7 protein-coding genes and 1 pseudogene are annotated in these 9,207 nt (G+C 64.8%); 6 read left to right on the top strand and 2 right to left on the bottom strand.

Annotated elements, in window-relative coordinates; all coding sequences use genetic code 11:
- The 5 genes and pseudogenes from Q1L59_RS10590 to Q1L59_RS10610 all read left to right on the top strand — a co-directional run.
- Nucleotides 1-423 (top strand): cobalamin B12-binding domain-containing protein (locus Q1L59_RS10590; RefSeq protein WP_300331984.1); only part of this gene is annotated, 423 nt, incomplete at its 5' end.
- 7 nt (nt 424-430) lie between these two features.
- Nucleotides 431-1,441, top strand: a complete 1,011-nt coding sequence (locus tag Q1L59_RS10595; protein ID WP_300331987.1) for a methylmalonyl Co-A mutase-associated GTPase MeaB — start codon at nt 431-433, stop codon at nt 1,439-1,441.
- 17 nt (nt 1,442-1,458) lie between these two features.
- Nucleotides 1,459-2,691, top strand: a pseudogene (gene ccrA / locus Q1L59_RS10600) (crotonyl-CoA carboxylase/reductase); the annotation flags it as partial.
- Between the two features lie 159 nt (nt 2,692-2,850).
- Nucleotides 2,851-3,213: a CBS domain-containing protein gene (locus tag Q1L59_RS10605; RefSeq protein ID WP_300331998.1), complete on the top strand. Its 363-nt coding sequence runs from the start codon at nt 2,851-2,853 to the stop codon at nt 3,211-3,213.
- A 129-nt stretch (nt 3,214-3,342) separates the two neighbouring features.
- Nucleotides 3,343-4,320, top strand: coding sequence for an NADPH:quinone oxidoreductase family protein (locus Q1L59_RS10610; RefSeq protein WP_300331990.1), 978 nt, complete (start codon nt 3,343-3,345; stop codon nt 4,318-4,320).
- 132 nt (nt 4,321-4,452) lie between these two features.
- Here Q1L59_RS10610 and Q1L59_RS10615 read toward each other — a convergent pair whose 3' ends face one another.
- Both Q1L59_RS10615 and Q1L59_RS10620 read right to left on the bottom strand, forming a co-directional pair.
- Entirely contained in the window at nt 4,453-6,627 is a 2,175-nt protein-coding gene (locus Q1L59_RS10615; RefSeq protein WP_300331993.1) for an ATP-dependent RecD-like DNA helicase, read from the bottom strand.
- Between the two features lie 139 nt (nt 6,628-6,766).
- Nucleotides 6,767-8,149 (bottom strand): ATP-binding protein, encoded by a 1,383-nt coding sequence (locus Q1L59_RS10620; RefSeq protein ID WP_300331995.1) that lies wholly within the window; start codon nt 8,147-8,149, stop codon nt 6,767-6,769.
- Nucleotides 8,150-8,324: 175 nt separating this feature from the next.
- Between Q1L59_RS10620 and Q1L59_RS10625 the strand changes: the two genes are divergently transcribed.
- A complete protein-coding gene (locus Q1L59_RS10625; RefSeq protein WP_300332000.1) occupies nt 8,325-8,726 on the top strand; it encodes a hypothetical protein in 402 nt (133 codons plus the stop codon).
- Nucleotides 8,727-9,207 lie beyond the last annotated feature (481 nt).

Here is a 9,207-nt window from a genome sequence, read left to right on the forward strand (position 1 = left end):
CCCTTGAAGCTGCTGGTCGGCAAACCCGGCCTCGACGGGCACTCGAACGGCGCCGAGCAGGTCGCCGTCAAGGCACGCGACGTCGGCTTCGAAGTCGTCTACGACGGGATCCGCCTGACTCCGCAGCAGATTGCCCAGGCCGCGCAGGAAGAAGGCGTCCATCTGGTCGGCCTGTCGATCCTTTCCGGCAGTCACATGGAACTGGTCGCGTCCGTCCTTGATGAACTGCGCGCGCGCGATCTGGCCGATCTGCCCGTGATCGCTGGCGGAATCATCCCGCCGGCCGACGCCGCCAAGCTCGTCGCGATGGGCCTTCGGGCAGTCTATACGCCCAAGGACTTCAATCTCAACGCCATCATGGCAGACATCGTCGATGTGATTCGGGCAGCCAACGGGCTGACGCGCCTGGGCCCGCAGCCTTGACCATTCGATGACGTACAACAAGCTTCCCGATCCCGAGCGCTTGGCCGCAGGCATTCTGCGCCGGGAGCGGGCGGCGGTGGCGAGCGGCCTGAATCTGCTCGACAACAAGCTGCCTGCCGCACGCCAGTGTGCGATCCGCCTGCTGGCGTGCCTGTCGAGCGAACGCTGGCTGAACGAGGGGCATCTGGTCGGGGTGACCGGGCCGCCGGGCGCCGGCAAGTCCTCGCTCGTCTCGGCGCTGATCCACGAGTGGCGCCGTGCCGAGCGGACCGTCGGCGTCCTCGCGGTCGACCCGTCGAGTCGCCCCGAACTGGGCGGCGGCGCCCTGCTCGGCGACCGCATTCGCATCAAGACGCAGCCGCATGACGAAGGACTTTTCATTCGCTCGCTTGCCACGCGCAACCGCTTGGGTGGCGTGGCAACCGAGGTCTGGCCAATGAGCTGGCTGATGTTGGCCTGCTTCGATATCGTGGTCATCGAAACGGTCGGCGTCGGCCAGACCGAAATCGACATTGCCGAGATCAGCGATACCGTTTGTTATGTAGCACAACCGGGGTCGGGTGACACAATCCAGTATCTGAAGTCCGGGATCATCGAGATCCCGGACATTTTCGCGGTCAACAAGTCCGACCTGGGCTCGCCCGCACGCAAGACGGCGGCCGAAATCAGCCGCAGTGCGTCGCGGCCGGACCGCCGCGAGGATTGGGACTATCCGGTGTGTCTCGTCAGCGCGGCCACCGCCGCGGGGATGAGACCGTTTCATGATCATTTCGCCCGGCATCGCGAGTTCCTGCGTGGTGCCGGATTGCTCGCTCCGTTGCGGGCGCGCCATCAGTGCGCCTGGGTGGTACGCCTGCTGCAGGAAGAGTTTGGCACTTTCGGCCTGCAACTGGCCGGCGGCCGCAGCGCGATCGAGCAGCGTCTGAGCGAAACGCGATCACGTCAGTTCGAGGAGTACGAGCGTATGCGCGAGCATATTCTTTCAAGATTGCTGTCGGTGAATCAACCAACTGTTTAACCACAAGGAGCATCCTGATGAGCAAGCAACTGTATGAACTGGGCGACATGCCGCCCTTGGGCGAAGTCCCGGAGAAGATGCACGCCTGGCTGATCCGCCAGGACCGCTTCGGCAAGCCGACCGAAGCGTTTCAGAAAGAAGTCGTCAACACGCCGGCCATCGCCGATGATGAGGTTCTGGTTCTCGTCATGGCAGCCGGCATCAACTACAACAACGTCTGGGCAGCGCTCGGCATCCCGGTGAACGTCATCGCCGCACGCAACAAGTCGGGCGAAGCTGAAGATTTCCACATCGGCGGGAGTGACGCGTCGGGCATCGTATACAAGGTCGGCAAGGACGTCACCAACGTCAAGGTCGGTGACGAAGTAGTCATGCACTGCGGCCAGTGGAACCGCAACTGCGCGTGGGTCCAAGGGGGCGGCGATCCGATGTACTCGCCGAGTTTCCGCATCTGGGGTTACGAAACGAACTGGGGCAGCTTTGCCCAGTTCACCAAGGTGCAGGGTCACCAGTGCATGCCGAAGCCCAAGCACATGACCTGGGAAGAGTCTGCCGCGTATACGCTGGTCGCCGCGACCGCCTGGCGAATGCTGCACGGCTGGGGCGCCAGCTCGATCAAGAAGGGCGACGTGGCTTTGATCTGGGGCGGTGCCGGCGGGCTTGGCTCGATGGCGATCCAGATCGCCAAGGCGGTCGGCGCGACCTCGGTTGCCGTCGTCTCGGGCGAAGACAAGTTCGACTACTGCATGAAGCTGGGCGCCAAAGGCTGCATCAATCGCAACGAATTCGATCACTGGGGGATGCTGCCGCACTGGAAGGACAATGCCGGTTACGCCAAATGGCTGAAGGGTGTACGTTCCTTCGGCGCGAAAATCTGGGACGTCCTCGGCGAACGGCGCGCCCCGAACATCGTCTTCGAACACCCGGGTGAAACCACCATTCCGACCTCGATCTTCGTCTGCGAAACGGGCGGCATGGTCGTCGTGTGCGCCGGCACCACCGGCTACAACGCCACCGTCGACCTGCGCTACCTGTGGATGCGCCAGAAGCGCCTGCAGGGCTCGCATTTTGCCAACGCCGAGCAGTCCAACCAGATGAACCAGCTCGCCCTGCGCGGTCAACTCGACCCCTGCATGTCGCGCGCATTTACCTACGAAGAACTGCCCATCGCCCATCAACTCATGCACGACAACAAACACCCGCACGGCAACATGTCCGTCCTCATCGGCGCTACGCAGTTTGGCCTGGGTGCCAGCGGCAAGGCGCCCGTCGCCATGGTTCATCCGACGCTGCCCAAGGGCGACGTACACACCACGCCGGCGCCGTACCCGATGTCGGTTCCGCTGCCCGACATTGCCGGCGGCGAACCCTTGACGATCTCCGACGACGGCACGCGAGTCCGCGACCTGATGCACCGCGGCATCATTTCCTGCACGCCCGATGACACTGTCGGCACGGTCGCCAAGATCATGGTGGACAGGGAAATCCACGCCGTCGTCGTGATGGACGGCGAAGGCCAGGCAGTCGGCGTTGTTTCGCAGACCGACATGGTCCTCGCCCGGCAGGGGCGGACGCCCGACGAGGCGAGAGCCATGCGCGCGCGCGAAGTGATGACTCCGGGCTGCGCGACCTGCGACGCCGACATGCTGCTCAGCGACGCGGTGAGCCTGCTCACCGCCCGCCGCATGCATCGCCTGGTGGTCACCGAGAATGGCCAACCGGTCGGCGTCATCTCGATGACCGACGTCGTACGCAAGATCATCGGCGAATAGACGCGCACCGCCCGGCGTATCGTGCCGGGCACCCCTCCCCGCCCCGGGGAGGGGTTATCCGCTGCTTCCTTCGCCCACCACGCAGCCCCGGTAAGGGAGTGACTTGGGCATTCGACGGAGACCCCTGCCATGCGCGCCATCGTCTGTCGTGAACTGACTGGCCCCGATCACCTGCGGCTGGAGGAACTGACGCCAGCACACCCAGGTCCGCAGCAGTTGCGCATCCGCGTGCGCGCCTGCGGCGTCAACTTTGCCGACAGTCTGATCACGCGCGGCAAGTACCAGAAGCAGCCTGCACCCCCTTTTGTTCCGGGCTTCGAAATTGCCGGCGAGGTCCTTGAGGTGGGCAGCGGCGTAGCGGGGTTCGCAGTCGGCGAGCGCGTCATCGCGATTACGCCGTGCGGTGGCTACGCTGAGCAGGTCGTCGCCGACGTGACGCGCTGCGTGCACATGCCGGAGGCCATGTCATGGGCCCATGGGGCCGCTTTTCCGGTCGTTTTCGGCACCTCGCACGTCGCCCTGGCGCACCGCGCGCGCCTGCGAGCCGGCGAAGTGCTTGTCGTGCACGGCGCTGCCGGCGGCGTCGGGCTGACCGCCGTAACCATCGGCAGACAAATGGGAGCGACGGTCATTGCCACGGCGAGCAGTGCGCAGAAGCTGGCGCTTGCGCGCACCCACGGCGCACACCATCTGATCGACACAAGCCGGGAAGACTTGCGCGCACGCATCAAGGAACTGACCGACGGCCGCGGCGCCGATGTGATCTACGACCCGGTCGGCGGTGACGCCTTTGCTGCCTCGCTGCGCAGCATTGCCTTCGAAGGACGAATCCTGATCATCGGTTTCGCCAGCGGCGACGTACCGCAGATTCCGGCCAATCATCTGCTCGTCAAGAACGTCGACGTCATCGGTCTGAACTGGCCGGCCTACGTCGAACTGAATCCGCAGGTGATGACGGCGAGCCTGCAAACCCTGATCGACTGGTACCTGTGCGGCGCGATCCAGCCACACGTCTCGGCGACCTATCCGCTGCAGCAGGCGGTGACCGCACTCAAGCAGGTGGTCGAGCGCAAATCTACCGGAAAAGTCGTCATCTGCACCGACTGAAACCGGTCAGCGTGCCACCCGAAGCGGAGCCCGGCGTATTCCACGGCAAGCTTGCCAATGCATTTTCGCGCGGCGTCGCGGTTTTCGCGGCCTGTGCGCCCGCATCCCTGGGCAGCACCGCTGCGCGCGGCTTCACACCAGCCACTCCCTGAGCTTGGCATAGCGGCGCAGCGTCTGCCTGCCTTTGACCGCGATCGCCAGCGCCTTCTTCTGACCTACCAGCACAACCAGTCGCCGGCCGCGCGTTATCGCGGTGTAGAGCAGATTCCGTTTGAGCATCGTGTAATGCTGGGTGGACATCGGGATGACGACCACCGGGTATTCCGATCCCTGCGACTTGTGAATCGTCGTTGCGTAGCAGAGGACCAGTTCATCGAGCTCGGCGAACGGATAGCGCAAGCAGCGGCCGTAGAAATCGACGCCGATTTCCCCCTCCTCACGGTCGAGCGAAATGATGAAGCCGATATCGCCGTTGTACACGTCGCGCTCGTAGTTGTTTTCCGTCTGCATCACCTTGTCGCCGACGCCAAAGTGATAGCCGAACTTCTCGATGCTGTTTTCGCCCGGCGGATTGAGCGCTTCCTGCAGCGCCTGATTGAGGCCGCGCGCGCCAGTCAGTCCGCGGTTCATCGGACAGAGGACCTGAATGTCACGCACCGGATCTACCGAAAACCGCTTCGGCAGGCGCAGCTTGACCAGCTCGACGATGGCCTTGGCGATCGCTTCAGGCTCTTCTGCATCGATGAAGTAGAGGTCCGAAGCTTCGCCCTTGTTCGGGAAGATCGGCATCAGCCCCTGGCGGACCAGGTGCGCGCTGCGCACGATGCGCGAGGCCGCCGCCTGCCGGAAGACCTCGGTCAGACGGACGACCGGCAGCACCTGTGAGGCGATCACGTCGTCGAGAAACTGGCCCGGACCAACGGACGGAAGCTGATCGACATCGCCCACCAGAATCACCGCAGTCGATCCGGCGACCGCCTTCAAGAGCTGACTGGCGAGCGGCACATCGATCATCGAGCACTCGTCGACGACGAGCAGATCGCAGTCGAGCGGGTGGGACTGGTTGCGCTTGAACTCACCGGTCATCGGATTGATTTCGAGCAAGCGGTGAATCGTCCGCGCCTCGACCCCGGTAGATTCGGAGAGGCGCCGGGCAGCCCTGCCGGTCGGTGCGCAGAGCAGCGGTTTGATCTGCTTTGCCCGCATGATGGTCAGAATCGCATTGACCAGCGTCGTCTTGCCGACCCCCGGCCCCCCCGTGATGACCATCAGCTTGCTCGACAGGGCAAGCCGGACCGCCTCCTTCTGTTCGCCGGCAAGTGCCATCGACAGCTTCTCTTCGACCCAGGGGATGGCGCGCTCCGCATCGAATGGCGGCCAGCCCGGCGCCCCCGAGCGCAGGCGGGCAATCTGCTGCGCAATCGACTTCTCGGCCTGGTACAGCGTCGCGAGAAACACGCAGGGAACGCCGTCGACGGTATCGGGGATCACGGTGCCGGCGGCGACCTCGTGGGCGATCGCCGCCTCGACCACCGGCTCGTCGATCTCCAGCAGCTTGCTCGCCAGCGGCAGCAGCTCCTGATAAGGCAGACCACAGTGGCCCTGCCCCGCCGCCTCGGCCAGGGCATGCGAAAGGCCCGCGCGCGCACGCAAGGGCGAGTCGTGCGCTATGCCGATCTTGCGCGCGATCGTATCGGCGGTCAGGAAACCGATCCCGCGAATGTCGCGCGCCAGACGATACGGGTCCTCCTGCACGAGGGCAATGGCGTTCTCGCCGTAGGTCCGGAAGATGCGCACGGCACGCGCTGTGGATACCCCATGCGCGTGCAGGAAGACCATGATCTCGCGCACGATCTTCTGCTCCGACCAGCCCGAGACGATGCGCCGGGCGCGAATCTCGCCGATTCCCGGCACGCTGCGCAAGCGCTCCGGCGACTGTTCGATCACGTCAAAGACGCCAAGACCGAATGCCTTGACCAGTCGGCCGGCGTAAACCGGGCCGATCCCCTTGACCATGCCCGAGCCCAGGTAACGCTCGATGCCGATCAGCGTCGTCGGCGGCGAGACCTTCAGCGATCCGGCACGGAACTGCTTGCCGTGTTGCCGATCGATCACCCACTGCCCCTGCGCCGAGACGTACTCGCCCGGGCTGACCGACGGCGCATGGCCAACCAGCGTCGTCAGATCGCGCTCACCGGCGACGCGCAGGCGCAGGACACAATAGCCGTTGGCTTCGTTGTGATACGTCACCCGCTCGATCAGGCCCGACAGGCGTTCCGTTGCAGCGCTTCGATCGATCGTGGACATGGCTTGGCTGCGCGACTGGCGAGGGGCTATCGGCGGGCCCGGCCGAGCCCCGGGCGAACCCGCGCCAACGCGTTCGGAGACCAGCAACCAGACCGGATCATCGTCGCAAGCGAGCCTGGGAACGCAGCCGCACGCCGGGCTAAGCCTGCGCCAAAGGCAGGCTGAGCGAGAAAACCGCCCCGCCTTGCGAGCGATTGGCCGCTTCCAGACGCCCGCCATGACGCTCGACGATGCCATAACTGATCGACAGGCCCAGTCCGGTTCCCTGCCCGACCGGCTTGGTGGTAAAGAAAGGATCAAAGATGCGCGCCAGGTCGTCGGGCGAGATGCCGGGTCCGTTGTCGGCAAAGTGCAGCTCGACGCATCCCGCCGCGCAAGTGGCGCTGATTTCGAGCCTCGGCGCCGAACAGGCAACGGTGGCGTCGCAGGCATTCTGGACAATGTTCATCAGCACCTGCTGCATCTGCCCGGACGATCCGATCACCGGCAAATCCTTCGGCAGATCGACGTGCACGGCGAGCCGCTTGCCGCCGGAACGCGTTACCCAGCGCACGGCGCGTTCGACAATCTCGGCCAGGTTGAATGCTTCCTCGGCGCTGCGGTCGATCGCCGAGAAGCGCTTCAGCCCGTCGACGATGTCGCGCGTACGTTCGGCGCCTTCCGTCATGCCGTCGAGCAGCGGGGCGAGATCGTCCATGATGCGGTCGATCCGCAGCTCGCGACGCAAGTCCTCGACGCCCGGCGAGCGCACGCCCTCGTCTGCATGCACCGCCTGCAGATACGTCTGCAGGCGTGCCGTGTAGCGCCTGAGGGCGAGAACGTTGCCGAGAACGAAGCTGATCGGATTGTTCAGCTCGTGTGCGACACCGGCGACCAGGCGCCCGAGCGAGGCCATCTTCTCGGCCTGGACAAGCTGCTGCTGCGTCCGCTTGAGATCGTCGTGCGCCTGCCGCAAGGCGTGATACGCACGCCGCAACTCGCCGACCGGCCGGCCGGTGAGCACCATGCCGACCAGCTTGCCGGTTCCCGACAAACGCGGCGTGCAGTTCAGCGAAACCGGCAGCGGGCTCCCATCACGACCCGTGATCAACAGCTCGCAATCCTGCACCGTCGCCGGACGCGCCGCGAAAAACTCGCGCGCACGCTGGCGCGAGGCGTCATCGGCAAAAAGCTCGCACACCGGCTGGCCGCGCAGCGCATCCTCGTCCAGGCCGACAATCCGACGCAGCGAATCATTCACCTCCTGGATCAGGCCGTGGCGATTGCACACGATCAGAATGTCGGAAATCGAAGCAAGAACGCTTTCGATGAACTGTTGCGAGTCCTCCAGCGCCGCATTCTTCTCTTCGAGCGCCACTTCGTACTGCAAGAGGTCGTTGTAGACCTCGTCCATCTTGTGAATGACCTCGATCCAGACGCCTTCGTCAACCCCGTCCAGGGCCGCCGGACGGGCCTCCGGCGCGGCTGGCGCAGCCAGCCTATTCGACGGTGATCGCTGGCGCGCAGAATCGATCGGCGGCATGTGAAGAGAACGCAGCCTGCCGCTGCGCTCGGCACGTGGCGGACTTGCTGGCGGATGGACGCGAGTTGCAGCGCATGCCCTGATCGTAGGGCGAAACAGGTCTGCTGGCAAGCGCGCTCGTCGGGGCGTCGGGGCTGGAAGGAACACGTCATCGGGCGAGCTCGCCGAGGGCAAGCTGCCGCCCATCCTGCCGGTGGTTCTCTACAACGGCCATCCGCCCTGGCGCGCCGCCGTCGAGGTCGCCGACCTCTTCGCCCCGGCCCCGCGCGGGCTCGAAGCCTTTCGGCAGCGGCTGGCCTATCATTTGATCGACGAAGCCCGCCTCATGCGGCATGCCGAGCCCTCCGTCCGCACCGCCGTCGAGGCCCTCTTCCGCCTCGAACACAGCCGCACGCCCGAAGACCTGCGCCAGGTCATTCAAGCCCTCGACGCGCTCCTGCGCAATCCGGCCACCGCCGGCCTCCGCCACAACTTCGTCGCCTGGATCAAGAGCCCGTTGCGGCGCAAGGCCTGCTCCACGACGCTCAGGACAATGCGCAGCGCCAGCGTCTCGAATGTCGGATCGTGGTGCTGGTGACAACGGAGGCGCTTGGGAACCGACAGCCGAAATGCGCACCACCGATCTCGGCAGACAACCGGCCGAGCATGCGCACGCCCTCCGGGGTGACCCAGCGCTCCAGCCGATACCGCGTGTTGTTCAACCCATATTTGTGGCCATGTTGTCCGCCTCCGCCACGCGCCGCTGTGCTGGCGTGAAGGTAGGGGATGGAATCCGGGTGCAGGTAGGTCTGCCCAGCAGCAAGCTTGGCTGGAAGCAACCGGTTTGACCTTTGCGAATGGAGCATGAGATCTGCTTTCGGTCGGGCGTCAAACCCTTGTTGCGCGTAAAATCGTTGTTCCTGCGTTGAAGTGGCCCCTATTCTACCGATGAAGCTTGATGATATCCGCGTGTCGGTCCGCCCTCCGGACCAGGAGCACATCGCTCAGACGGAGGAGTCTCTGCGGACGCATTACTTCGCCGATCAGCGTCCGTGGGTGGTGGCGTATTCTGGCGGCAA

The sequence above is a fragment of the Accumulibacter sp. genome (assembly GCF_029255125.1).
Lineage (GTDB): Bacteria > Pseudomonadota > Gammaproteobacteria > Burkholderiales > Rhodocyclaceae > Accumulibacter.